This window comes from Bradyrhizobium sp. LLZ17, from assembly GCF_041200145.1.
Taxonomy (GTDB): domain Bacteria; phylum Pseudomonadota; class Alphaproteobacteria; order Rhizobiales; family Xanthobacteraceae; genus Bradyrhizobium.
Genome location: NZ_CP165734.1, coordinates 5,242,773 through 5,267,659, shown reverse-complemented (window position 1 = coordinate 5,267,659; position 24,887 = coordinate 5,242,773). Strand labels below are relative to the sequence as shown.

The 24,887-nt window shown below is 64.6% G+C and carries 15 protein-coding genes and 4 pseudogenes; 15 read left to right on the top strand and 4 right to left on the bottom strand.

All coding sequences use genetic code 11. From position 1 onward, the window contains the following. Positions 1-14: 14 nt before the first annotated feature. The 4 genes and pseudogenes from AB8Z38_RS25310 to AB8Z38_RS25295 all read left to right on the top strand — a co-directional run bounded on the left by AB8Z38_RS25310 (position 15) and on the right by AB8Z38_RS25295 (position 3,538). The gene (locus AB8Z38_RS25310) at positions 15-446 is read left to right on the top strand and encodes a hypothetical protein (protein WP_369726603.1); all 432 of its coding nucleotides are present in this window, start codon (positions 15-17) and stop codon (positions 444-446) included. Positions 447-711: 265 nt separating this feature from the next. Continuing rightward, positions 712-1,750, top strand: a pseudogene (locus AB8Z38_RS25305) (MBL fold metallo-hydrolase). Positions 1,751-1,836: 86 nt separating this feature from the next. After that, entirely contained in the window at positions 1,837-1,992 is a 156-nt protein-coding gene (locus AB8Z38_RS25300; protein WP_369720468.1) for a hypothetical protein, read from the top strand. A gap of 337 nt (positions 1,993-2,329) precedes the next feature. Next, positions 2,330-3,538: an MFS transporter gene (locus AB8Z38_RS25295; RefSeq protein ID WP_369720467.1), complete on the top strand. Its 1,209-nt coding sequence runs from the start codon at positions 2,330-2,332 to the stop codon at positions 3,536-3,538. A gap of 186 nt (positions 3,539-3,724) precedes the next feature. Here AB8Z38_RS25295 and AB8Z38_RS25290 read toward each other — a convergent pair whose 3' ends face one another. Next, entirely contained in the window at positions 3,725-5,059 is a 1,335-nt protein-coding gene (locus AB8Z38_RS25290) for an MFS transporter (protein ID WP_369720466.1), read from the bottom strand. Positions 5,060-5,201: 142 nt separating this feature from the next. Between AB8Z38_RS25290 and AB8Z38_RS25285 the strand changes: the two genes are divergently transcribed. Genes AB8Z38_RS25285 through AB8Z38_RS25270 form a run of 4 tightly spaced genes read left to right on the top strand, consistent with a single transcriptional unit; the run spans position 5,202 to position 9,800 of the window. Next, positions 5,202-5,855 (top strand): ABC transporter ATP-binding protein, encoded by a 654-nt coding sequence (locus tag AB8Z38_RS25285; RefSeq protein ID WP_369720465.1) that lies wholly within the window; start codon positions 5,202-5,204, stop codon positions 5,853-5,855. Next, positions 5,852-8,314: an ABC transporter permease gene (locus AB8Z38_RS25280; RefSeq protein ID WP_369720464.1), complete on the top strand. Its 2,463-nt coding sequence runs from the start codon at positions 5,852-5,854 to the stop codon at positions 8,312-8,314. Before AB8Z38_RS25285 ends, AB8Z38_RS25280 begins: the two co-directional genes overlap by 4 nt. Continuing rightward, positions 8,304-9,386 carry a lipocalin-like domain-containing protein gene (locus AB8Z38_RS25275; RefSeq protein WP_369720463.1) on the top strand — a complete coding sequence of 361 codons (1,083 nt, stop codon included), beginning with the start codon at positions 8,304-8,306 and terminating at the stop codon, positions 9,384-9,386. Before AB8Z38_RS25280 ends, AB8Z38_RS25275 begins: the two co-directional genes overlap by 11 nt. A 27-nt stretch (positions 9,387-9,413) precedes the next feature. Further along, positions 9,414-9,800, top strand: coding sequence for an MAPEG family protein (locus AB8Z38_RS25270; protein WP_369720462.1), 387 nt, complete (start codon positions 9,414-9,416; stop codon positions 9,798-9,800). Positions 9,801-10,012: 212 nt separating this feature from the next. On the opposite strand, the gene AB8Z38_RS25265 is transcribed toward AB8Z38_RS25270, so the two are convergent. The 3 genes from AB8Z38_RS25265 to AB8Z38_RS25255 form a co-directional block, all read right to left on the bottom strand. Then, a complete protein-coding gene (locus AB8Z38_RS25265) occupies positions 10,013-11,203 on the bottom strand; it encodes an ABC transporter substrate-binding protein (RefSeq protein ID WP_369720461.1) in 1,191 nt (396 codons plus the stop codon). Positions 11,204-11,476: 273 nt separating this feature from the next. Continuing rightward, positions 11,477-14,647 (bottom strand): efflux RND transporter permease subunit, encoded by a 3,171-nt coding sequence (locus AB8Z38_RS25260; RefSeq protein ID WP_369720460.1) that lies wholly within the window; start codon positions 14,645-14,647, stop codon positions 11,477-11,479. Further along, positions 14,644-15,861 (bottom strand): efflux RND transporter periplasmic adaptor subunit, encoded by a 1,218-nt coding sequence (locus tag AB8Z38_RS25255; protein WP_369720458.1) that lies wholly within the window; start codon positions 15,859-15,861, stop codon positions 14,644-14,646. Before AB8Z38_RS25255 ends, AB8Z38_RS25260 begins: the two co-directional genes overlap by 4 nt. A gap of 395 nt (positions 15,862-16,256) precedes the next feature. Here AB8Z38_RS25255 and AB8Z38_RS25250 point away from each other — a divergent pair, with 395 nt between their 5' ends. From AB8Z38_RS25250 to AB8Z38_RS25220, 7 genes and pseudogenes are all read left to right on the top strand, one after another. After that, positions 16,257-17,411, top strand: coding sequence for an iron-containing alcohol dehydrogenase (locus AB8Z38_RS25250; RefSeq protein ID WP_369720457.1), 1,155 nt, complete (start codon positions 16,257-16,259; stop codon positions 17,409-17,411). Positions 17,412-17,429: 18 nt separating this feature from the next. After that, positions 17,430-18,981, top strand: a pseudogene (locus tag AB8Z38_RS25245) (AMP-binding protein). A 358-nt stretch (positions 18,982-19,339) separates the two neighbouring features. Then, positions 19,340-20,938: an ABC transporter substrate-binding protein gene (locus AB8Z38_RS25240; protein WP_369720456.1), complete on the top strand. Its 1,599-nt coding sequence runs from the start codon at positions 19,340-19,342 to the stop codon at positions 20,936-20,938. Positions 20,939-20,981: 43 nt separating this feature from the next. Further along, the gene (locus AB8Z38_RS25235) at positions 20,982-21,929 is read left to right on the top strand and encodes an ABC transporter permease (RefSeq protein ID WP_369720455.1); all 948 of its coding nucleotides are present in this window, start codon (positions 20,982-20,984) and stop codon (positions 21,927-21,929) included. Positions 21,930-21,938: 9 nt separating this feature from the next. Continuing rightward, a pseudogene (locus AB8Z38_RS25230) lies at positions 21,939-22,831 on the top strand (ABC transporter permease). Then, positions 22,831-23,837: pseudogene (locus tag AB8Z38_RS25225) on the top strand (ABC transporter ATP-binding protein). The pseudogenes AB8Z38_RS25230 and AB8Z38_RS25225 overlap by 1 nt, the downstream one beginning before the upstream one ends. Next, positions 23,834-24,820 carry an ABC transporter ATP-binding protein gene (locus tag AB8Z38_RS25220; RefSeq protein ID WP_369720454.1) on the top strand — a complete coding sequence of 329 codons (987 nt, stop codon included), beginning with the start codon at positions 23,834-23,836 and terminating at the stop codon, positions 24,818-24,820. Before AB8Z38_RS25225 ends, AB8Z38_RS25220 begins: the two are co-directional and overlap by 4 nt. Positions 24,821-24,887 lie beyond the last annotated feature (67 nt).

Here is a 24,887-nt window from a genome sequence, read left to right as displayed (position 1 = left end):
TGTCCTTAAGCGCGATGCTACTGGCCGTGAGCCATCGGGCGTTGGCGCAGCAGAGCTTGGCGCAACAGGTGCCGCTCCAGGACAAGCCGTTCGCAGAGCACAAGATCGTGCTGCAACTGTCCGACAATGACGCGAAGAAGCAGGCGCTGGTGCTGAGCGTCGCCAACAACCTCCTGAAGTTCTACGACCCGGACAAGGTCGCGATCGAAGTGGTGACGTTCGGTCCCGGCATCGACCTTCTGCTCGCCGGCAGCGACCGCCGCAAGCAGGTCGAAAGCCTGATCGCCCAGGGCGTCCGTTTCGACATCTGCCTCAACACCGTCGACACCATCGAACGGGAAACCGGAAAGCGGCCGGACTTCATTCCCGCTGCCGCGCCGGTGCAGGTCGGGGTCGGGCAGATCCTGTTTCTGGCGGAGAATGGCTACACGGTAGTGAGGCCGTAGGGGTCTTCCGGCACGCTGGGGCAGGGCACGCCCGCGCAACACACTCGCCGTCATCGCCCGGCTTGACCGGGCGATCCAGTATTCCAGAGACAGCGAGGGATACGGAGAGGCCGCGGCGTACTGGATTCCCCGCTTTCGCGGGGAATGACGGCCGTGGGCGGTGCAACAATAATCTTCTAAACTATCCTGTTTCAACAGCACATTGCTTCTCTTTCTGGCCCGCCCCGTAGTAGAATTTCGAAATCAATTCACGCCGGGCCTTGCCATGATCTTCCGCCAGCTCTTTGACAGCGTTTCGGGCACCTACAGCTACGTCCTGGCCAGCCGCGCCGGCGGCGAGGCGCTGATCCTCGATCCTGTGCTGGAGAAGGTCGACCGCTATTGCCAGCTGCTGCGCGAGCTCGACCTCAAGCTGGTCAAGGCGGTCGACACCCATTTGCATGCCGACCACGTCACCGGCCTCGGCGAGCTGCGCGACCGCACCCATTGCATGACCGTGATGGGCGATCAGACCAAGGCCGACGTGGTGGCCATGAGTTGCCGACGGCGACAAGGTGACCATCGAGGGCCTGTCGCTCGACGTGATGTACACGCCCGGCCACACCGACGATTCCTATTCCTATTTGATGGGCGACCGCGTCTTCACCGGCGACACGCTGCTGATCCGCGGCACTGGGCGCACCGATTTCCAGAACGGCTCTTCCCGCGCGCAATACGAATCGATCTTCAACCGTCTGCTCAAGCTTCCGGACGAGACGATGGTGTTCCCGGCGCATGATTACAAGGGCGACACCGTCTCCACCATCGGCGAGGAGAAGCGCTACAATCCGCGGCTGCAAGTGCGATCGGTCGACGAATATATCGAGCTGATGGCCAATCTGAAGCTGCCCAATCCGAAGATGATGGACGTGGCGGTGCCGGCCAACATGCATGTCGGGCTGCATCAGGAGGAACTGGAGAAAGAGGGGCGCGCGCTCAGCGCGGCGGAGGCGATTCGCATCCTCGGCCGGCCGGACCTGCTGCTGGTCGATCTGCGCGAGAGCAACGAGCGCGCCAAGCACGGCACGCTCGAGGGCGCGCTGCACACGCCCTATCCCTCCGTCGAGGAGAGCCTCAAGCCCGGCGGCATGCTGCGCGAGGTCGCGGCCGCGACCGGTCGCCGCATCGTGTTCTTCTGCGCGTTCGGCGAGCGTTCGGCGATGGCCGTCGCTGCGGCCAAGGACGCCGGCCTCACCAATACTGCCCACATCGCCGGCGGCATCGACGCCTGGAAGAAGGCGGGTGGGCCGGTGCTGTGCACCTGACCGCTGTGATCGCGGCTTGAGATAAGTCAGCAACCGCATATGTTTTGCGGGTAGCATCGGATGCAGCATCACCGTCCGGAACAGCCATGGCCAAGACCGCCAAACCAGCCGAACCGCCCAAGAGGCCGGACGACAAGGCGAAGAAGCCTCCGCCGCCGCGCGACAACGACGACGAGTACGAGGACGGCGACATCGCCACGCCGAAGCGCGATCGATACGGGCCGGATGACGAGCCGTTGTGAGGCTAGCGGCGACGCGCGTTTTGACAACGCGCTCGCGCGACATCTTCCGTGTCGTCCCGGCGAAGGCCGGGATCCATACCGCGTGATCCTTCGATTGAGGTCGGTCGCAGTACCGAACGACGAGTCTTCGCCAAACCGCTCCCTGGGGTTATGGGTCCCGGCCTTCGCCGGGGCGACATTGAGGATGGAGCTCGCGCTTCGCCGGGAGGGGCGATGTGGAGGCGACCAGTCGACCCTCACGCCCCCACCCGCACTACCTGCCATGCGCCCGCGTTCATGGACAAATAACCGCTCTGCCCGATAGTTTCCGCTCCCTCGGGAGTGAAACGGAACTGCAATGGTCGACGTTCTCGCTGCACCGCAACAGGGCAAGGCGGACAGCGCGCTGCGCACGCTGACCGGGATCTCGATCGCGCATTGGGTCAGCCATTTCCATCTGCTGGTCCTGCCGATGCTGTTTCCGTTCCTCAAGAGCCAGCTTGGGGTCGGCTATGTCGAGCTCGGCTTCGCGCTGACCGTATCTGCGGTCGTATCCGGGCTGACGCAGGCGCCGACCGGCTATCTGGTCGATCATTTCGGTGCGCGCAGGATTTTGCTGGGTGGACTGACGCTTGGCGGGCTCGCGCTGATGCTGCTCGGTGTGCACCTGAGCTATGCCTCGCTGATCGCCTGCGCCGTGCTGCTTGGGCTCGCCAACAGCGTCTATCATCCCGCCGATTACGCAATCCTGGCCGAGCACATGGATGAGGCGCGGATGGGCCGCGCCTTCTCGATCCACACTTTTGCCGGCTATCTCGGCGGCGCGGTTGCACCCGCGATCGTCGCTGCGCTGGTCACGGTGTCTGGCGGCGTCGGCGCGCTGATCGCGTCGGGTGTCATCGGCCTGCTGGTGGCCCTGCTGCTGGTCACCATGAACATTCCCGATGCCGGCGCGCACAAGAACAAGCCGGCCAGCGCGAACGCGCCGAAGCAGGCCGTGATCACCCCGGCGCTGATCACGCTGACCGCGCTGTTCATGCTGCTGAGCCTGTCGGTTGCCGGCATCAACAATTTCGGCGTGGTGGCGCTGATGAGCGGCTATGGCGCGTCCTACTCCGCCGCCAATGTCGCGCTGACCGCCTTTCTCGCAGCCAGCGCCGCCGGCGTGCTTGCGGGCGGCTTCCTCGCCGATCATACCGAGCGCCACGGCTATGTCGCAGCCGCCTGCTTTGCCGCGAATGCGGCCATCGTGCTCTTGATCGCGCTTGTGGCGCTGCCCGGCTGGGCGCTCACCGCGACTATGACCGCCGCGGGCTTCCTCTCCGGCGTGATCGCCCCCTCGCGCGACATGCTGGTGCGCAATGCCGCGCCTCCCGGTGCTGCGGGGCGCGCCTTCGGCATCGTCTCCACCGGCTTCAATCTCGGCGGCATCGTCAGCCCGCTGCTGTTCGGCTGGATCATGGACCAGAGTGCGCCGCACTGGGTGTTCGGCGCCTCGGTGATCTTCATGGTGGCAACGGTGGTGCTGTCGCCGTTCACGGAGCGGCGGGCGCAGGGCAAGGCGTAGCTACAAATTCAGTGGTCGTCCTGGCGAAAGCCAGGACCCATTACCCCAAGGAGCAGTTGTGGCGCGAGACTGGCAATTCTGAGTCTTCGCCAAACACCTCCCCTGTAGTTATGGGTCCCGGATCTGCGCTCCGCTTCGCTGCGCTTGTCCGGGACGACAGGAGGTCTGAGGCGGCGCCAAGCCTTCTTACGTCGGCGACACCACACCCTTCAGCGCTGCGGCCTGCGGAACCGCACCGCGCGTCAGCCTGGCCTTCTCTGTATTCGGCCAGAGCAGGAGCAGCCCGAGCAGGCCGGAGCCGACCATGATCACGGCATTGATGGTGAAGCCGGTCATGTAGCCGTCGACCATGTTGCCGGCGCGCTGGATCACGGTGCCCATCACGCTGGGTGCAATGATGCCCGAGAGCGTATAGAGCGCGCCGTAGATCGCGAGGATCGCACCGCGCTGCGACGTCGGCGTGAATTCACCGAGCATCGCCGGGCACACGACATAGATCGCGCCGCAGAGCCCGGGGCCCACCACGAGCAACACGATCTTCAGGCCCACGCCGGGGACATACGGCATTGCCGCCAGGATCAGGCCGCCGATGATCAGCGGCACCGAGCCGAGCACGCCGCGCGAGACACGCGTCGTGTAGCCGCGCGCCGTCATCACCTGCGATATCCAGCCGGTCAGGATCACGATGGTCGCGCCGAACACCCAGGGCAGGATCGAGATCCAGCCGGCGTTCGATTGCGAGAAGCCGAGTCCCTTGATGATGAAGGACGTGAACCAGGTGAGGCCCAGCGACAGGGCCCAATAGGCGCCAAAGGTCGCGGCCACGCAGCCGATGAAGGTGCGCGAGGTCAGGAGCTGCACATAGGAGATCTTGGGCTCGGCAACCGCGGATTCATCGGTGTCCAGTGGACCTTCCTTGCCGAGCGCGAGCCAGGCCGCGACCCAGATCAGGCCGGCAACGCCGAGCGCACCGAAAGCATAGTGCCAGGAATGATTGACGATCACCCAGTTCAACGCCGGCACCGCCAGGATGACACCGAAGGCCGAACCCTGCGACAGGATCGCGGTCGGCAGCGTGCGCTTCTCGTTGGGGAACCATTTGTAGACGGCGTGCATCGCCACCGCAGCCGCCGGGCCTTCGCCGGCACCCAGCACGATGCGGCAGATCAGAAGCGTGGTGAAGCTGACGGTACCGACCATCGGAAACTGCGCCAGTGCCCAGATCACCGCCAGGGTCAGCAGCACCCAGCGCGTCGCCACCTTGTTGACGATAAAGCCGACCACGATGGCGGAGATCGAGAACAGGAAGAAGAACGAGGAGCCGAGCAGGCCGAACTGCTCCGGATCGAGCTTCAAATCGGTCATGATCGGAACACCGGCGAGGCCGACGACGATCTTGTCGGCGAAGTTCACCAGCATGAACAGAAACAGGAGAAAGGTAACGGTCCAAGCGTGCTTCGGAGTCGCCGCAGCTGCCCCCGCCGTCTTGCCCGCCACCATGGGCGTTCCCTGAGCGCTCATCATTCTCCCCGTCTGTCTTTGGTACTTTTTGATTTGGCCGTTGTTGAAGCTAACAACGGCTTGAACGGCAACGCAACCCCGGCATTTCCGCATCAACTGTGCTACGCAGCATTTCCGTTAATTCCGTCCGGCGCCATTCATCTTGCTGAGCATCAAAAACCTCTCAAAAACCTTCGCATCGGCCGGCGAGCCGGTGCACGTGTTGCGCGGCGTCGATCTCGAGCTCAAGGCCGGTGAGCGCGTTGCGCTGACCGGCGAATCCGGCAGCGGCAAGAGCACGCTGTTGCACCTGATCGCGGGGCTGGATGCCGCTGATGACGGCACGATCCGGCTGGAGGACATTGAGGTGAGCAAGCTGTCGGACGCGGGCCGCGCCGCAGTGCGGCGCGACCGGATCGGCCTAGTTTTTCAGCAGTTCAACCTGATCCCGAGCCTCTCGGTCGCGGACAATCTCGCCTTCCAGGCCCGGATCGCCGGACGGCATGATGCGAGCTGGCACACGGAACTGGTCGAGCGCCTCGGGCTCGGCGGCCTGTTGAAGCGTTACCCCGAGCAACTGTCCGGTGGCCAGCAGCAGCGGGTCGCGATCGGCCGGGCGCTGGCGACAAAGCCGTCGCTGCTGCTCGCGGACGAGCCGACCGGCAATCTCGACGAAGCCACCGCCAATGACGTGCTGGCGCTGACGCGCGACCTCGTCGCGCGCACCGGCTGCGGCTTCCTGATGGTGACGCACAGCCTGCATCTCGCCGGTACGCTCGACCGCCACGTCATCCTGCATGCGGGACGGATCGCATGAGGCGCGCGCTGTGGGTGCTCGCCGTGCTGCTCAGCCATTGGCGGCGCCACAAGATGCAGTTCGCGACGCTGCTGATCGGGCTGATCGCGGCGACTGCGTTGTGGAGCGGAGTGCAGGCGATCAATCAGCAGGCCCGCAACGCCTATGACCGCGCGGCGGCGACATTTGGCGGCGTGCGCACGGCGATGCTGGTCGTGCCGAATGCGGCGACCTTCCCGCAAGAGTTTTTCGTCAAGCTCCGGCGCGCGGGTTGGCCGGTCTCGCCGGTGCTGGAAGGCCGCGTGCAGCTCAACGGCCGCTCGGTGCGGCTGCTCGGCATCGAGCCGGTGACGCTGCCGAGCGATGTCGGCAATGCGCCGCGCCTTGGGGCCGCGGATTTGAGCAGCTTCGTCGACGCGCCGGGCCAGACGCTGGTGGCGCGCGAGACGCTGACGGACTTGCAGCAACCGGAAGGCGCAACACCCTCCATCAGCAATGGCGCAAAACTGCCGCCGCTGCACGTGCAGCCCCAGCTCGTGCCTGAGGTGCTGGTCGTCGATATCGGCGTGGCGCAGCGGCTGCTCAACAAACCGGATCAGGTGTCGCGGCTTTTGATCGGCAAGCCAAAGGGCAAGCCCGCGCCGCTCGCAAGCGTCGTCGGCGACCAGCTGCAGCTGGTCGAGCCGAACGCCGAGACCGAGCTGGAACGCCTCACCGACAGCTTCCATCTCAACCTCACCGCCTTCGGACTGCTGTCGTTCTTCGTCGGTCTCTTCATCGTCAATTCGGCCGTCGGCCTCGCCTTCGAGCAGCGGCTGCCGATGCTGCGCACATTGCGCGCCTGCGGCGCCTCGGCGCGGCTGGTCAACACGGTGCTCGTGGTCGAGCTGGTGGCGCTGGCACTGGTCGCCGGCCTGATCGGATTGGTCTGCGGCTATTTCATCGCGGCGGCCCTGTTGCCCGACGTCGCGGCGTCGCTGCGCGGGCTCTATGGCGCGCAGATTCCGGGGCAGCTCACGCTCCGACCTGAATGGTGGCTCGCCGGCATCGGCATCAGCATTGCGGGCGCGCTTGTTGCGGCGGCAACCAGCCTGATCAAGGCGATCCGGATGCCGGTGCTGGCGACGGCGCAGCCGTATGCCTGGCAGCAACGGCAGCGCCGCTGGCTGATCCTGCAAAGCGTCGCTGCTTGCGCCGTGTTCGCGGTGGCGCTGCTGTTGCTGCGCTATGGCTACTCGCTGATCGCGGGCTTCGGGGTGCTGGCGGCACTGATGCTGGGGGCAGCGCTGATCCTGCCGGCTTTGCTCGAGATCATGCTGCGCGTGGGCCAACGCACCGCGCGAGGGCCGCTCGCGCTGTGGTTCTGGGCGGATAGCCGGCAACAGCTTTCGGGACTATCGCTGGCGCTGATGGCGCTGCTGCTCGCGCTTTCCGTCAATGTCGGCGTCTCCACCATGGTGGAAACCTTCAGCCGCACCTTTGTCGGCTGGCTCAACGGGCGGCTTGCCGCTGATGTCTACATCAGCGCCTCCGACAACGCCCAAGCCGTTGCGATCCGGAACTGGCTGAAGGACCGCAACGACGTGCAAGCCATTCTGTCGGGCGGCCGCGCGGAGACTCAAGTTCAGGGCCAGCCGGTGGAATTGCTCGGCCTGCCCGATCACGCGCTCTATCGCGAGCGCTGGCCGCTGCTGGAGACCGCGCCGCGCGCCTGGACGCAGCTCATCCCGGGCAATGCCGCCTTCATCAGCGAGCAATTGAGCCGGCGGCTGAATGTCCGGGTCGGCGATGTCATCGACGTGCCGGCGCCGGGCGGAACATGGGAGCTCGACATCGTCGGCATCTATGCCGATTACGGCAATCCCAAGGGGCAGCTTGCCGTCAATGTCGCGGCGCTGATCCGGCAGTTTCCGCAGACGCCGCAGACGCGGATTGGCCTTATTGTTCCGCGCGACAAGATTGCCGGATTGATCGCAGCATTGCAGGCGCAATTTTCGCTCGACGATCGCAGCGTCGCCGACCAGGCGACGGTGAAGGCGGAGTCGATCCGGATCTTCAACCGCACCTTTGCGGTCACCTCGGCGCTGAACGCCTTCACGCTTGGCGTTGCCGGCATCGCGCTGCTGACCAGCCTGCTGACGCTGGCGAATTCGCGCCTGCCGCAGCTCGCGCCGCTCTGGGCGATCGGCATCACGCGGCCGCGGCTCGCCGCGATCGAGTTGACCAAGACGCTGTCGGTTGCGCTGTTCACATCGCTGCTGGCTGTGCCGCTCGGACTCTTGGTGGCGTGGTGCCTGATTGCGATCGTGAACGTGAAGGCGTTCGGCTGGCGACTGCCGTTCCACGTGTTTCCGCTGCAACTGGTCGAGCTGGTCGCGGTCGCACTGGTCGCGTCGCTGCTTGCGGCGCTGCTGCCGATGATCCGGCTGGCGCGGATGCAGCCGGCGGCGCTCGTCAAGGTGTTCGCCAATGAGCGCTGACGGCATCTCGCGACGCGCCCTTGTCGGCGGCATCGCGGCGCTCGCGCTTGCGCGCCGCCCAACCGCGCAAGGTTATGCCGGGCTCGGCGAGAAGGCGGACGGCTTCGCGCAGGTGACGCCGGGAAAGATGTTCTCCTTTCCGGCCGATCACGGGCCGCATCCGGCGTTTCGCATCGAATGGTGGTATCTCACCGCGAACCTCGTCGACAGCAACGGCGCTCCTTGCGGGCTGCAATGGACGCTGTTCCGCCAGGCGACCCGGCCGGGGCCGCAGGGCGAGGGCTGGGCCAATCAACAGATCTGGATGGCGCATGCCGCGGTGACGCGGGCCGATACCCATCGTTTCAACGAGCGGTTTTCGCGCGGCGGCATCGGCCAGGCCGGCGTCGCGGCAAAGCCATTCGCGGCATGGATCGACGATTGGGAGATGAAAGCAACTGACCGCACCGACGATCGCACCTTGTCGCCGCTGACCCTGAAAGCCGCGGGCGCTGACTTCAGCTATGCGCTGACGCTCGAAGCGGATCGTCCGGTGGTGTTGCAAGGTGACGGCGGCTACAGCCGCAAGTCGGAGCGCGGCCAGGCGTCCTACTATTACAGCCAACCGTTTTTTCACGCTCGCGGCAGCATCACGATCGACGACAAGCCGGTCGATGTCTCGGGCCAGGCCTGGATGGACCGCGAATGGAGCAGCCAGCCGCTCGACACCGACCAGACCGGCTGGGACTGGCTGTCGCTGCATCTCGCCTCCGGCGACAAGCTGATGCTGTACCGGCTCCGTCAAAAGGATGGCAAGGACTATCCGTTCGGCAACTGGATTTTCGCCGACGGCCGAACGCAGATGATTGCGGGCAACGACATTCAGATGACACCAAAGGCAACGGCGGATGTCGCGGGACGCAGGCTGCCGGTGCAATGGCAGATCACGATCCCGTCGCGATCATTCTCGATCGTTTGCAAGCCGCTCAACCCAAAGGCCTGGATGGGGACCGGCTTCTCCTATTGGGAAGGACCGATCAGCTTCGCCGGCACGCATAATGGCGTTGGCTATCTCGAGCTGACCGGCTATTGAACCGCAGTCTGCTCAAAAGGATGTGCCATGTACCACCTCACTGCGCTCGTCACGCTGCTGGCGATCCTGTTTTTCTTCTTCACATCCATGAACGTGTCGCGCTCGCGCACCAGGACCGGCGTCAAGGCGCCGGCGATGTCGGGCCACCCGGATTTCGAGCGGGCCTTCCGCATCCAGATGAACACGCTGGAGTGGATGCCGATCTTCCTGCCGTCGTTGTGGCTGTTCGCGGTCTATATCGGCGACGCCGCCGCCGGCGGGATCGGCGCGGTGTGGATCATCGGCCGTATCGTCTACTTCATCGGCTATTCGAAGGCGGCCGCGAAGCGCGGCCCGGGATTCTTCATCCAGGGCATCGCGGCCATCGTGTTGTGGGCGGGAGCTCTGGGGGCGGTGGTGTTAAGGTTGGTGTAGCCTTAATCACCGCTGTCGTCCCGGAAAAGCGCAGCGAAGCGAAGCGCATGTCCGGGACCCATAATCACGGAGGGGAGTCGTGGCTCGAACTGGTCACTCAGAGTCTCCACAACCAACTCCACCTGTGGCTATGGGTCCCGGATCTGTGCGCGCTTGTGGCGCGCTTGTCCGGGACGACACGGCGGCTGTAGGGCCAGCGCCGCCCCTTCCTCTCACTTCGTCAGCGGGCAGCCGCTCTCCTTGGCGGTGAAGAAGGCCTGGTCGCCGGGGACCACCGCGAGCTGCTTGTAATAATCCCACGGCTTCTTCGACTCCGAGGGCTTCTTGACCTCGAACAGATACATGTCGTGGACCATGCGGCCGTTCTCCAGCACCTTGCCCTTGGCGAAGGCGTCGTCGACCGGCAGCTCCTTCAGCTTCCTGGCGACCGCGTCGCTGTCCTTGGTGCCGGCGGCCTTCACCGCCTTCAGATAGCTCAGCGTCGCCGAATAGGTGCCGGCGTGGATCATGCTCGGCATCCGGCCGGTGCGCTTGAAGAACCGCTCGGAGAACGCGCGCGTGGTGTCGTCATGGTCCCAATAGAAGCCTTCCGTCAGCACCAGGCCTTGCGCGGCCTGCAAGCCGAGCCCGTTCACCTCCGCGAGTGTCATCAACAGGCCTGCAAGCTTCTGACCGCCGGAGACGACGCCGAACTCGGCCGCCTGCTTGATCGAATTGGTGGTGTCCTGGCCGGCATTGGCGAGGGCGACGATCTTCGCCTTCGAGCTCTGCGCTTGCAGCAGGAACGAGGAGAAGTCCGACGAGTTGAGCGGCACACGAACCGAGCCCAGCACCTTGCCGCCATTGTGGGTCACGATCTCGCTGGTGTCTTTCTCCAGCGCATAGCCGAAGGCGTAGTCGGCGGTGAGGAAGAACCAGGTGTCGCCGCCCGCTTTGGTCAGCGCGCCACCGGTACCGACCGCGAGCGCATGGGTGTCGAACGCCCAGTGGAAGCCGTAGGGCGAGCAAGCGCTGCCGGTGATGCTCGACGTGGCCGCGCCGACCACGATGTCGATCTTCTTCTTTTCCTTCGACAGGTCCTGCACGGCGAGCGCCACCGACGACGTCGTCAGCTCCGTGATCATGTCGACATTGTCAGCGTCATACCAGCGCCGCGCGATGGAGGTGGCCAGATCAGGCTTGTTCTGGTGATCGGCGGTGACCATCTCGATCTTCTGGCCGAGCACTTCGCCGCCGAAATCCTCGATCGCCATCCTGGCCGCTTCGACCGAATACTTTCCGCCGTAATCGGCATAGACGCCGGACTGATCGTTGAGGATGCCGATCTTGACGCCTTGCGCGGAGGCCGGCGCGGCCAGCAACAGCGCCGACATTGCGACAGCGGCCAAAAGTGCTGATTTCATCTGTTGTCTCCCAGCATTGTTCTGTTTTGAAATCGCGCGAATAGTAGTGAAGAACGCCGTCGCTGCCCATCCATTTCAGATAGGCGGTTAGTATGGGCGGATGCCATACAAAACGTGTCGTCCCGGCGAAGGTCGGGACCCATAGCCACAGGATTGGATTTGGCGAAGACTCGTTGTGACCAGATTCGCGTCACAACTGCTCCCTGGGGTTATGGGTCCCGGCCTTCGCCGGGACGACACCGTGGGTGTTGAAGCGCCTGCAACCAACGGCAATCAGGCAGCGACCTCAGGTTTCGGCTTCCCCTCGTTCCGCCCCTCCGCCAGGTTCCGCACCACGACATAGAAGATCGGGGTGAACACCAGGCCGAACAAAGTGACGCCGATCATGCCGAAGAAGACGGCGACGCCGACGGCTTGCCGCATCTCCGAGCCGGAGCCGGACGAGATCACCAGCGGCAGCACCCCGAGGATGAAGGCAAAGGACGTCATCAGGATCGGCCGCAGGCGCAATCGGCAGGCCTCGATCACAGCCTCTAGCCGCGGCTTGCCTTCGAGCTCGATGTCGCGCGCGAACTCCACGATGAGGATCGCGTTCTTTGCCGCCAGCCCCACCAGCACGACGAAGCCGATCTGCGTGAGGATGTTGACGTCCTGGCCCATGATGCGCACGCCGATGGTGGCCGCCAACAGGCACATCGGTACGATCAGGATCACCGCGAACGGCAGTGTCCAGCTGCCATATTGCGCGGCGAGTACGAGATAGACGAACAGTACGCAGATTGGAAAAACGTAAAGACCGGCATTGCCGCCGGTGATCTGCTGATAGGACAGATCGGTCCATTCGAAGCTGAAGCCGCTCGGCAAGGTCTCGTCGGCGAGCTTCTTGATGGCGTTGAGCGCGGTGGTCGAGCTGGTACCCGGCGCCGGCTCGCCCTGCAATTCGGACGCCGCGTAGAGATTGTAGCGTGCGACGCGGTCCGGACCCGAAACATCCTTGAAGTCGACCACGCTGCCCAGCATCACCATGTCGCCGGAGGCATTTCGCGTGCGCAAGCGTGCGAGGTCGGCCGGTTCTTTGCGGAACGGGAAATCGGCCTGGGCGGTGACGTGATAGGTGCGGCCGAACAGGTTGAAGTCGTTGACATAGGTCGATCCGAAATAGGTCTGGATCGTGTCGTTGATATTGGCGATGGGCACCCCTAACTTCTGCGCCTTGGTGCGATCGATATCGACAAAGAGCTGCGGCGTGTTGGCCGAGAACGGCGAGAACACCGAGGGGGCGAAGAGCGAGGGCGATTTGCGCGCGGCGGCGACGAGTTCGTCGGTCGCCGCTGCCAGCAGCTCCGGACCGCGGCCCTGGCGATCCTGGATGCGGATGGTGAAGCCGCCGCCGGTGCCGATGCCGGGCACCGCCGGCGGCGGAATGACGATGATGAAGGCGCCCTGGATCGTGGCGAGGCGCTTGCGCAACTCGGCGGTGATGGCGTTGGCGGATAGTCCTTTCTTGATCCGCGCCTCGGGTTCGTCGAACACGGGAAACAGCGCCGCCGCGTTGCCGGCCTGCGTGCGGGTCGCGCCCGAGAAGCCGGCGAAGGCGGCGACGCGGACGATGCCCCGCGTGTCCAGCGCGATCCGCTCGATCTCGCGCACGACCTCCGTGGTGCGCGCCAGCGACGCCGCGCCCGGCAATTGCACGGAGATGATGACGTAGCCGCGATCCTGCGCCGGAATGAAGCCCTGCGACGTGGTCCCGATCAGCCAGCCGGCGCTGCCGATCAGCACGACATAGACCAGGATCATCACCACCGAGTGCCGGATCACGAAATTGGCGACGCCGGCATAGCCATGCGCCAGCCGCTCGAACACACGGTTGAAGGCGCCGGTGAACGCGCCCCAGCCGCGCGCGAGGACATTCCAGCGCGCAGGCGGCCGCTTCTCCTCGTGCGGAACGAGGAGGAGCGAAGCCAAGGCCGGCGACAGCGTCAGCGAGCAGAAGCAGGAGATCGCGGTCGCGACCGCAATGGTGACGGCGAATTGCTGGAAGAATTGCCCGGATATGCCGCCCAGGAACGCCGTCGGGACGAACACGGCGCACAACACCAGCGCGATCGACACCAGCGCACCGCCAACCTCCTCCATGGTTTTCAGCGCAGCGTCGCGCCGGCTCATGCCGTGCTCGAGATGCCGCTCGACATTCTCGACCACGACGATGGCGTCGTCGACCACGATGCCGACCGCGAGCACCAGCCCGAACAGCGTGAGATTGTTGATGGAGAAGCCGAGTGCCGCCATCACCGCAAACGTGCCGACCAGCGAGACCGGTATCGCGATGATCGGGATGATCGCGGGCCGCCATCCTTGCAGGAACACCAGCACCACGACGACCACGAGCAGCATGGCCTCGTAGATGGTCTTGATCAGCTCGTGGACGGATTGAGCGATGAACTCCGTCGGGTTGTAGCCGATATTGTAGTCGAGGCCCTTCGGGAAACTCTCCTTGAGCTTCGTCATCGTGTCCGAGATATGCTTGGCGGTCGCGAGCGCGTTGGATCCCGGCCGCTGCGTCACCAGCATGGCGACCGCCGATTTGCGCAACAGGAAGCTGTTGGTGGAGTAGGCCAGCGCGCCGAGCTCGATGCGGGCGACGTCGCGCAGCCGCGCCGTCCGCCCGTCGGAGCCGGCCTTGATCAGAATGTCCTCAAACTGTTTCTTGTCCTTCAAGCGTCCGGTGAAGGTGAGGTTCGGCTGGAAGGCGCGGTCGGCGATCGGCGGTTCGGCGAGCTGGCCGCCTGCGATTTGCACGTTCTGCGCCCGGATCGCCCCGAGCACTTCGTCCGAGGTCAGACCGAGATTGGCGATCCGGTCGGGATCGAGCCAGAGCCGCATCGAATAATCGCGCGCACCAAAGATCTGGATGTCGCCGACGCCGTCGATCCGCAGCAGCTGGTCGCGAACCTGGAGCAGCGCGTAGTTTGAGATGTAGAGCTGGTCGAAGGTGTCGTCGGGCGACAGCATGAACACGACCATGAGGATGTCGGGCGAGTTCTTGCGGGTGACGACGCCGTTGCGCTGCACCTCGTCCGGCAGTTGCGGCTGCGCGATCGCGACGCGATTCTGCACCAGCACCTGCGCCTTGTCGAGATCGGTCCCCAGCTTGAAGGTGACGGTGATGGTGAGCTGGCCGTTCGAGGTCGCCTGGCTGTAGAGATACAGCATGTCCTCGACGCCGTTGATCTGTTGCTCGATCGGGGCGGCGACGGTGTCGGACACGGTTTGCGCCGAGGCGCCGGGATATTGCGTGGTGACGACGACGGTCGGCGGCACCACTTGCGGATATTCCGAGACCGGCAGCGTGGTGTAGGCGAGCGCGCCGACGATCAGCAGCACGATCGACAGCACCATCGCGAGAATGGGCTGGTTGATGGAGAGACGGCCAAGATTCATGATTTGTCACCGGGCTTGCCAGCAGCCGGTGCCTGGGCGGGAGACGGGGCGACCTTGGCTCCGACACGGGCGCGCTGGATGCCGTTGACGATGACGCGATCGTCCGCCTTCAATCCTTCGCGGATCACGCGCAGGCCATCATCCAGTGGCCCGAGCGTCACAGGACGCGCCTCGACAGTGTCGTCCGGCTTGACCACGAACACGATCTTGCGCGACTGGTCGGTTGCGACCGCGACGTCCGGAATCAGCAGCGCCTCATAGGGCGCGCTGCCGATCAGGCGGACGCGGCCGAACTGGCCGGGCAGGATCGAGAGATCGGTGTTCTTGATGACGGCGCGGCTGCGCAGCGTGCCGGTCGAGACATCAAGGCGGTTGTCGAGGAAGTTGATGGTGCCGTCATGCGAGGGCTTGGTCTCGCCGGCGAGCGTCACTTGCACCGGATTTGCGGTATCGCGCGAGCTTGGACGCTTACCCTCGAACCACAGCTTGCTGTATTTCATGAATGTCGTCTCATCCATGTCGAAATAGACGTAGATCGGATCGAGCGTCACGATCGAGGTCAGCAGCGTCGAAGTCCCGCTATCGCTGCCCTGCACGAGATTGCCGGCGCTGACGAGATGGCGGCTGACGCGCCCGGTGATCGGCGCGGTGACATGGGTGAACTCGATATTGAGCTTGGCCGCCTTCAGCGCACCTTCGGCCTGCGTCTCGGCGGCATGCGCGGCCTGCAAGGCCTGGCGGCGCTGATCGACCACCTGCTCCGAGACGGCGCTGGTCTGCACCAGGTTGAGACCGCGGTCGAGCTCGCGCTTGGCGAGCTCCACCTTGGCGCGGGCGTCCGAGAGCTGGCCGTCGGCCTGCTCCGCCACCGCCTCGAACGGACGCGGGTCGATCACATAGAGCAGGTCGCCGGCGTGCACGATCGCGCCGTCCTGGAACTCGACGGAGTTGACATAGCCGCCGACCCGCGGGCGGACCTGCACCTCCTCGACCGCCTCGAAGCGGCCGGTGAACTCGTCCCAATCGGTGACCGTGCGCTTGACCGGCTGGGCAATTGTCACCGCCGGAGGCGGCGGGGCGGCCGCCTGCGAGGCGGGCTGTCCACAGCCGGCGAGGGCGAATGCCGCGGCCAGAAGTCCGGCGATTGCGCGGGGCCGCGGCTGAACGAAATCGTGCGTTTTGACAAATTGCTCGCTTCCGTCCGGTCCGCCCATCCCAGGTCCTCGCATCAAAGCCGCAGAAACATCAGGGTACGCGCGTACCTGCGGGCGACACAAGATGGGTCAGCATGATGAAATCTTCAAGGCGACGCCGAGCGCAATGCTTGGGGAAATGCCCTAGCCGGATGATGGGTTGACAGGGACGTCTTCTTCGCCTCTTCCCGCCTGCGGGGAGAGGCCGGAGCGCGACAGCGATCCGGGTGAGGGGGAGCCTCCGCGAATCCGGCTGACCGTGATTGCGGAGGCAGCCCCTCACCCCGACCCTCTCCCCGTAAGAACGGGGAGAGGGAGAGAGCGCGCGTGAGCCAGCGCCTTCGCACATGACGAAGGCGGGCCGCTCGGCTAGATTAGTCCCACAAAACAAGAGCAATTGTCCCGGGAGGACAGGCGTGTATCAGGGACGTGTCGTTTACGGCGCGATCGAAGAGGTTGTTTTCGGCCATCCCGCGGCCGAGGCCATTGTCGCGCAGATGGACCGGCTGGGGACGCGCCGGGCCTTCCTGATGGTTTCCGGCACGCTGAACCGGCAGACCAGCGAAATCGAGAAGATCAGACACGCCCTGGGCTCCCGCTGCGCTGGGGTCTTCGACGCGATGCCGGCACATACGCCGCGCGAGGCGGTGATCGCGGCGACCAATGCGGCGCGCGAGGCAGCCGCGGACCTCATCGTCACCGTCGGCGGCGGCTCAATCACTGACGGCGCCAAGGCGGTGCAACTCTGCCTCGCCAACGGCATCGACGATATCGAAGGCATCGAGCGCATCCGCGTGCACAAGGGCGTCGCTCCCGAGATGAAGGCGCCGGCCGTGCGCCAGATTAGCGTGCCGACCACGATTGCCGGCGGTGAGTTCAGCTCGATTGCGGGGGTGACCGACCGCGCCACCCACGTCAAGCAGATGCTGCGGCACCCGCTCACGGTGCCGCGCGCGACCATCCTCGATCCCGCCATGACCGTGCATACGCCGGAATGGCTGTTTCTTTCGACCGGTATCCGTGCGGTCGACCATTGCGTCGAGGCCATCTGCTCGCGCGAGACCCACCCTTACGCCGACGCGCAATCGGTGAAGGGTCTGGCCATGCTCGCCGACGCGCTCCCGCGGGTGAAGGCCGACGCTGCCGATCTCGACGCGCGGATGGATGCGCAGATCGGCACGTGGCTGTCGATGGGCGCGCTTTCGGCCGGCGTGCCGATGGGAGCAAGCCACGGCATCGGCTACGTGCTCGGCGCGGCCTTCGACGTGCCGCATGGCTACACCTCCTGCGTCATGCTGCCCGCGGTGATGCGCTGGAATGCGCGCGACAACGCCGAGCAGCAGATGGTGGTCGCCGCAGCGATGGGATTTCCCGGCCGCGATGCCGCCGACGTGCTCGATGCCTTCATCCGCTCGCTCGGCATGCCGCGCAGCCTGTCGGACGTGCGCGTCTCGCCCGAGCATTTCGACACCATCGCCGAACAGGCGATGCGCACGCCGTGGGTGCCGCGCAATCCGCGCAAGATCGACAGCCCTGCGCAGCTGCGCGAAATCCTGCTTCTCGCCGCATAATTTCTAGCCGGAGGATTGATGTACCCAGGTCAGCATGCCCGCCTGCGCCCGTTGCAACCGGCGTTCATCATGGCGGCGACGGGCGAGACCGTCACCTATCGCGAGCTCGATGCGCGCAGCAACCGGCTGGCACATCTGTTCCGCAAGCTGGGCTTGAAGCGGCTCGATCACTACTCGATCTTCATGGAGAACAATTCCCGCTACCTCGAAGCCTGCGGCGCGGGCGAACGGTCCGGGCTGTATTACACCTGCATCAATTCCTTCCTGACCGCGGGCGAGCTCGCCTATCTCCTCGTCAACAGCCAGTCCAAGGTCCTGATCACCTCAGTGGCAAAGCTCGAGATCGCCCGCCAGGCGATCCAGGCGTGTCCTGAGGTCAAGCTCTGCATCGTCGCCGACGGTCCGGGCGAGAGCGACCGCATCGTCGGCCTTGCAGAGGTGACGGCCGACATGCCGAAGACGCCGATCGCAGATGAGTGGCTGGGCACGGCGATGCTCTATTCGTCCGGGACCACCGGACGGCCGAAGGGAATCTTGCGGCCGCTGCCGGAGGAGCCGCCGAAGCACAATCTGCCGCTGTTCGATTTCCTGACCAAGCTTTGGCTGTACCGCGAGGGCATGGTCTATCTGTCACCGGCGCCGCTCTACCACCTCGGCGCCGCAGGCCGCCGTGAATCTCACGATCCGCATGGGCGGCACCGTGGTCATCATGGAGAATTTCGATCCGGAGCGGTATCTCCAGCTGGTGCAACAATGGGGCATCACCCACACCCAGCTGGTGCCGACAATGTTCTCGCGCATGCTGAAGCTGCCGGAGCAAGTGCGCGGCCGCTACGATTTGTCGTCGCTCGAGATCGCGATCCACGCCGCCGCGCCCTGCCCGGCGCTGGTCAAGGACGATATGATCAAATGGTGGGGGCCGATCATCCATGAATATTACGGCGCGACCGAAGGCCTCGGCTTCACGGCCTGCAACAGCGCGGAATGGCTCGCCCATCGCGGCACGGTCGGCAAGGTGCTGCTCGGCGATCTCCATATTCTCGACGAGAACATGAGGCCGTGCCCGACCGGCACGCCGGGCCAGGTGTGGTTCAAGACGGCAACCCCATTCGAATATTTCAACGATCCCGAGAAGACGCGAGAGGCGCGCTCGATCGATGGCAGCATGAGCACGGTCGGCGATGTCGGCTATGTCGACGAGGATCGGTTCCTCTATCTGACCGACCGCGCCACCTTCATGATCATCTCGGGTGGGGTGAACATCTATCCGCAGGAATGCGAGAACTTGCTGATCACCCATCCGAAGGTCGCGGATGCCGCCGTGTTCGGCGTGCCCAATCCCGATCTCGGCGAAGAGGTGAAGGCGGTGGTGCAGCCGATGCCGGGCGTGGTGCCGGGCGAGGCGCTTGCCGAAGAGCTGATCGCCTTCTGCAGCCAATCCCTGTCGCGGCAGAAGGTGCCGCGCTCGGTCGATTTCGAGAAGGAGTTGCCGCGACTGCCGACCGGCAAGCTGTACAAACGGCTGCTGCGGGATCGGTACTGGGGGAACAAGACGTCCAGGATCGTGTGAGGTCGTAACCAAACAATCAGTGTCGTCCCGGCGAAGGCCGGGACCCATAATCTCAGGGAGTGGTTTGGCGAAGATCTGTGGTTCGGTACTTGGACCTACCGCAACCGATAGATCACGCGGTATGGGTCCCGGCCTTCGCCGGGACGACGGCGAGGCTTGTTGAGACAATTGGAGACCCACACCGGCGCAGGAACTCGCCGACGCCCCGCATCCTCACATTGTCAGAGGAAACCTCTGCGGCCCTTCGTCATCCGAATTGCCAAGAGAGTGAGCGGCCTTGCCGGTTGCCTCGCCGCGCGTGCGTGGCTATCGTTCTGACAAACAGGCCAAAAAGGCAGATGTCCAGGGAGGACCGAGGATGCGGAGCGTATGGGCGCTCGCCGCGACGGCGGCGCTATCTTTGCTGGCGTTTTCGACCAACACATATGCCGGCGAGCCCAAGCAGGGTGGAATCCTGCGGATCTACCACCGTGACAGCCCGGCGAACGCCTCCATTCTCGAGGGCGCGACCTATTCGGTCAACGTGCCGTTCATGGGCGTGTTCAACAACCTTGTCATCTACGACCAGCATATGGCGCAGAACAGCCCTGACACGATCAGGCCCGAGCTGGCCGAGAGCTGGTCATGGAGCAGCGACAACAAGAAGCTGACGTTCAAGCTGCGCCAGGGCGTCAAGTGGCATGACGGCAAGCCGTTCACGTCAGCCGACGTCAAGTGCAGCTTCGATCTGCTCATGGGCAAATCGCAGCAGAAGCTTCGGCAGAATCCACGCAAATCCTGGTACAACGAAGTCAACGACGTCACGCCCAACGGCGATTTCGAGGTGTCGTTCGAGCTGAAGCGGCCGCAACCCTCGCTGCTGGCGATGCTCGCCTCCGGCTATACGCCGGTGTATCCCTGCCATGTCTCGCCGGCGGAGATGCGCACCCATCCGATCGGGACCGGACCGTTCAAGTTCGTCGAGTTCAAAGCCAATGAATCGATCAAGCTGACGCGAAACCCGGACTACTGGAAGAAGGGCCTGCCGTATCTAGACGGCATCGAGTACACGATCATCCCCAACCGCTCGACCGCCATTCTCGCCTTCGTCGCCGGCAAGTTCGACATGACCTTCCCGACGCACATCACGATTCCGCTGCTCAAGGATATCAAATCGCAGGCGCCGAACGCGGTCTGCGTCGTCGAGCCGGACAACGTTTCGACCAATATCATCGTCAACTCGAGCTCGCCGCCGTTCGACAACATCGATATCCGCCGGGCGATGGCGCTCGCACTCGACCGCAAGGCCTTCGTCGACATCCTGTTCGAAGGTCAGGCCGACATCGGCGGCACCATGCAGCCGCCGCCGCAAGGCATCTGGGGCATGCCCAAGAACATGCTCGAAACCATTCCGGGCTACGGTCCGGACGTGAAGGCGAACCGCGAGGAAGCAAAGAAGCTGATGCAAAAGGCGGGCTACGGCCCCGACAAGCACCTTGCGGTCAAGGTCTCCACCCGCAACCTCGCGGAATATCGCGATCCCGCGGTGATCCTGATCGACCAGCTCAAGAGCATCTATATCGACGGCGAGCTCGACGTCGTGGAGACCGCGAACTGGTTCCCGAAAGTTGCACGCAAGGACTACATGCTCGGCCTCAATCTGACCGGCAATGCCGTCGACGATCCCGACCAGTCCTTCTACGAGAACTATTCCTGCGGCTCGGAGCGCAACTACACCAACTACTGCAACAAGGACATCGAAAAACTGTTCGACCTCCAATCGCAGGAGACCGACCTCGGCAAGCGCAAGCAACTGGTCTGGGAGATCGACAAGAAACTGCAGGAGGACGTCGCCCGCCCCATCATCTTCCACGCGCGGGCCGGCACCTGCTGGCAGCCCTACGTCAAGGGAGTCACGATCATGTCGAACAGCTCCTATAACGGCTTTCGCTTTGAGGATTTGTGGCTCGACAAGTAGCACGAGCCGGGTGGGCGGCTAGCAGGCTCGACGGAGGCGAATGATGTTTGCCTATCTGGTGCGGCGCCTGTTCCTGATGCTCGTGACCCTGTTCGGGATCTCGATCGTGATCTTTTTCCTGCTGCGCGTCGTGCCCGGCAACATCGTCGACATCCTGTTCGCCGCGGCCGGCTATGTCGATCCGGCCGACAAGGCCAATCTGGAGAAGGAGCTCGGCATCGACCAGCCGCTGATCCTACAATATTGGCACTGGATCAGCGGCTTCCTGCGCGGCGATTTCGGCTACTCCTACGTCTCGGAGAAGCCGGCGCTTCAGGAGATATTGCCGCGGATTCCGATCACGGCACGGCTCGCCGGGCTGGCGCTGCTGTTCTCCGCATCCATCGGCATTCCGCTTGGCGTGATCAGCGCGGTGAAGCAGGGCACGCGCCTGGATTATGCGCTGCGCGTGGTGAGCCTCTCCGGCCTGTCGCTGCCGTCATTTTGGCTTGGGCTGCTGGTCCTCACCGTCTCGGTGGCGATGTTCGGTCAGATGCCTCTCTTCAACCCCAACCCGCAGAGTTTTGGCGAGCTGTTTGCGACCTATTGCATCCCGGCGATGGTGGTCGGGTTCCGCAGTTCGGCGCTGACCATGCGCATCACCCGTTCCTCGATGCTGGAGGTGCTGCGGCAGGACTATATCCGCACGGCGCGCGCCAAGGGCGCGTCGGAAGCCGCCGTGAACTATCAGCACGCGCTCAAGAACGCGATTCTGCCCGTCATCACCGTGATCGGCATCGAGGCGGCATTTTTGATCGGCGGGCTGATCGTCACCGAGACCGTGTTCAACATTCCTGGCGTCGCACGCTTCCTGGTCGAAGCGATCCGCTGGCGCGATTATCCGATCGTGCAGAACCTCGTGATGCTGATTGCCGTCGTGGTGGTGAGCGCGAATTTCATCGTCGACATGCTGTACGCGGTGTTCGACCCGCGGATCAGGTACACGGATTAGGAGACCTGCTTGGCAACGATCGACTATGATCTCGAACTGAGGCGCGCCGGGGCGCATGCGACCGGTGGATGGCGGCGCGTGCTGTTTCTGGCGCAGCGGCATGTGCTGGGCGCGGCCGGGCTCGTCATCATGATCGCGTTCGTGCTCACCGCGATCTTCGCGGACGTCATCGCGCGCTACGATCCCCTGACGATCGACTCGGCGCATGCGCTTGCCCGCCCAAGCCTGGCGCACTGGATGGGCACGGATTCTTTCGGCCGCGACGTGTTCAGCCGCATCATCCATGGCGCGCGGATTTCGCTGGCGGTCGGAATCGGCTCGACCGCGCTCGGCGGCTCGATCGGCGTCATCGTCGGCCTCACCTCCGGCTATCTCTCCGGCTGGGTCGATCTCGTGTTCCAGCGCGTCTCCGACGTTCTCCAGGCGCTGCCGCTGCTGGTGCTGGCGCTGGTGATGACGGCCGCGCTCGGACCATCGCTGCCAAACGTCATCATCGCCATTGCCATCCCGCTGATCCCGACAGTTGCTCGCGTCACCCGCGCCAATACGCTGGCGCTGCGCGAGCAGCCGTTTGTCGAAGCCGCCAAGTCGATCGGCATGAGCGAGGTGCGCATCGCGCTTCGCCATGTGCTGCCGAACACGCTGGCGCCGCTGATCGTGCTGGCCACAGCCCAGCTCGGCTCGACCATCCTCACCGAAGCGTCGCTGTCGTTCCTCGGCCTCGGTATCCCCGAGCCCTACCCATCCTGGGGCCGCATGCTCTCGAATCCGCTGCCGAATACGTCCGCACCGCGCCCTGGCTCGTCATCTTTCCGGGCATCGCGATCAGCCTCGCGGTGTTCGGCGCAAACCTGTTCGGTGACGCCTTGCGCGACATCCTCGATCCCCGGCAGCGCGGCTGATGGCTGATACATCCGATCTCGTGCTCGAGGTGAAGAACCTCAGAACGGTGTTCTTCACCAATTCGGGGCTGTTCAAGGCCGTCGACAACATCTCGTTCACTGTCAGGCGCGGCGAGACGCTGGCAATCGTCGGCGAATCCGGCTGCGGCAAGAGCGTCACGGCGCTGTCGTTGATGCGGCTGGTGCCCGACCCGCCCGGGCGCATCGTCGGCGGCTCGGTTTCGCTCGAAGGCACCGATCTGCTGGCGCTGGACGAGACGGCGATGCGTGCGATCCGGGGCAACCGCATCTCCATGATCTTCCAGGAGCCGATGACCTCGCTCAATCCGGTGATGCGGATCGGCGACCAGATCGTCGAGGCCGTGCGGCTGCATCGGGCGATGCCGACCAGAGAAGCGCACGAGATCGCGGTCGAGATGCTGCGGCTGGTGCGGATTCCGAGCCGGCCCGGCGCGCGCGGGAATATCCGCATCAGCTCTCCGGCGGCATGCGCCAGCGCGCGATGATCGCGATGGCGCTGGCCTGCCGGCCGGCGCTGCTGATCGCGGACGAGCCGACCACCGCGCTCGACGTCACCATCCAGGCGCAGATCCTGGCGCTGATCCTCGACCTCCAGAAGGAACTCGGCACCGGCCTCGTGCTGATCACCCACGATCTCGGCGTCGTCGCGCAGACCGCGCAGCGCGTCATCGTGATGTATGCGGGCAGGAAGGTCGAGGAGGCCAGCGTCGAGGCGCTGTTCGCCGCGCCAAAGCATCCCTATACGCGCGGGCTGATGGCCTCGATCCCTGCGGTACCGGCAACCGGCGTCGCGGCGCAGGCGCGGCTCAACGAAATTCCCGGCACCGTGCCGTCGCTGGTCCGGCTGCCGCCGGGCTGCGCCTTCGCGCCGCGCTGCAAGCTCGCGATCAAGCGCTGCGAGGCCGAATATCCGCCGCTGACGGATTGGGGCGGTGGCCATCTCGCCGCCTGCTGGCGTGCGGCCGAAGTGGCGGAGGTGGCATGACGGAGGCATTGCTCGAAATCACCGATCTCAAAAAGCATTATCCGGTGCGCGCCGGCGTGCTGCGCCGACAGGTCGGCACCGTCCATGCGGTCGACGGTGTCTCGTTCTCGGTTGGCGTCGGGGAAACACTGGGGCTCGTCGGCGAATCCGGCTGCGGCAAGTCGACGGTGGCGCGCAGCGTGCTGCGGCTGGTCGAGCCGACCTCCGGCCAAATCCGCCTCAAGGGCGAGGACATCACGCATCTTTCCAAGTCCGCGTTGCGCTCGCATCGCCGCGCGATGCAGATCGTATTTCAGGATCCGTTCGCCTCGCTCAATCCGCGTATGACCGCAGGCGACATTGTCGGCGAGCCGCTGGCTGTGCATGGCCTCGCGAGCGGCAAGGCGCTTGAGGCGCGCACCGCGAAACTGTTCGAGCAGGTTGGCCTGCGGCCCGACCAGATGCGCAATTTCCCGCATCAATTCTCCGGCGGCCAGCGCCAACGCATCTGCATCGCACGGGCGCTTGCACTGGAGCCGCGCCTGATCGTGTGCGACGAGCCGGTCTCCGCGCTCGACGTCTCGATCCAGGCGCAGGTGATCAATTTGTTGATCGACCTGCAACGGCAGCACGGCTTCTCCTACCTTTTCATCGCGCACGACCTCGCCGTGGTCGCCCATATCAGCCACCGCGTCGCCGTGATGTATCTCGGCCGCATCGTCGAGATCGCCGGCAAGGACGAGCTATTCCGCAACCCGCGCCATCCCTATACGCAGGCGCTGCTGGCCTCCGTGCCTGTTGCCAACCCACTTGCCAGGAAGCTCGCACCACTGGTCGACGGCGATGTGCCGAGCCCGGTCAATCCGCCGCCGGGCTGTGCGTTTCACACGCGCTGCCGGTTTGCGATGGAGCGGTGCAAGACGGAGCGGCCCGCGCTGGTGGCAGCGGGTGATGGACACCAGGTGGCGTGTTTGTTGAACGAGGGGACAGGGCGGGGGCAGTAAGTCCGCCGCCGTCCGGACGAGTTGGGTTTGAGGCAACACCGCCCCCACATCGTCATTGCGAGCGCAG